This is a genomic window from Halomonas ventosae, from assembly GCF_004363555.1.
Lineage (GTDB): Bacteria > Pseudomonadota > Gammaproteobacteria > Pseudomonadales > Halomonadaceae > Halomonas > Halomonas ventosae.
The window spans coordinates 1-1,146 of sequence record NZ_SNZJ01000046.1; the positions used below are offsets into that span (position 1 = coordinate 1).

Here is a 1,146-nt window from a genome sequence, read left to right on the forward strand (position 1 = left end):
GAGAAGGCGCGGATCTGCTCGCGGGTGCGCTGGATCTCCGGCATCACGTCCTGGCCATCGACCTTGAGCGGCCCCTCGCCGAGGTTGCGCAGGGCCGTATGGAGGACGGGCCGGTCCTCGGTGACGTTGATGATGTCGCCGGAGAACATCTGGGCGCGGCGCTGGACCAGCGCCGAGTGCTCGGCGAGCTCGATCAGCTTGGCCAGCACGTCGTCGGAGACCGGCTGCTTGGAGTAGTCGAGGAAGAGCCCGCCGACGCGCAGGCTCATCTTCTCGAAGCGCTTGGGGTCGGCGGCGAAGTAGTCGCGGATGCGATCAAAGGCGGTCTCGGCTTGCAGGCCCTTCAGGGCCTGCCAGGTGACGCTGCGGGTGAGCTGGAACATGGTCGACCTCTTGTGGGTTGGTATGATTGTCGACGTCTCGGCAGGGCAGGGGCGCGATCAGCCGGTACGGGAGGAGACCCAGGCGCCGGCATCGGGGATGGTCATCTCGTACGCCTGGCCGAGCCAGGGGGAGCTGATCAGGAAGTCGGCACTGGCGGGGTTGCAGGCCACCGGGATGTTCCACAGCGCGGCCAGACGCAGCAGGGCCTTGACGTCGGGGTCGTGGGGCTGCGGCGCGAAGGGGTCCCAGAAGAAGATCAGCAGGTCGAGTCGCTGCTCGGCGATGCGTGCCCCGATCTGCTGGTCGCCGCCCAGCGGGCCGCTCATCAGGCCCTCCACCTCGAGCCCGAGCGCGTGCGAGACGCGCCCCGCCGTGGTGCCGCTGCCGATCAGGCTGTGCTCGGCCAGGGTCTCCCGCCAGCGCGCTGCCCACTCCAGCAGCTCCTCCTTCTTGCCGTCGTGGGCGACCAGGGCGATCCGCTTGCGGGCGGGCAGGGTGCGCGTCACGTTGCGCGGCGGGCGGATGTCACTCATGGCTGGCCTCCACGGCGAGGATCTTCAGGGTGTTGGTGCCGCCATGGGCGTTCATGTGATCGCCCCGGGTGAGGATCACGTGGTCGCCGGGCTCGGCGATGCCCTGCTCCACCAGCCGCTCGAGCGCCCGGTCGTTGAGCTCGGCGGCCGACATCTCGCTGGTGTCGAAGGGCAGCGAGACCACCCCGCGATAGAGCGCCATGCGCCGCTGGGCCACCGGGTTGTGGGC

Annotated in this window: 2 protein-coding genes and 1 pseudogene; all 3 read right to left on the reverse strand. The window is 69.6% G+C overall.

Translation table 11 applies throughout. From position 1 onward, the window contains the following. A pseudogene (gene pgi / locus DFP85_RS18790) lies at window positions 1-383 on the reverse strand (glucose-6-phosphate isomerase); the annotation flags it as partial. A 57-nt stretch (window positions 384-440) separates the two neighbouring features. Beyond that, the gene (locus DFP85_RS18795) at window positions 441-917 is read right to left on the reverse strand and encodes a methylglyoxal synthase (RefSeq protein ID WP_133637929.1); all 477 of its coding nucleotides are present in this window, start codon (window positions 915-917) and stop codon (window positions 441-443) included. Further along, window positions 910-1,146, reverse strand: a 237-nt coding sequence (locus DFP85_RS18800; protein WP_279512960.1) for a pyruvate kinase alpha/beta domain-containing protein, incomplete at its 5' end; no start/stop codon positions are given. The genes DFP85_RS18800 and DFP85_RS18795, both read right to left, overlap by 8 nt.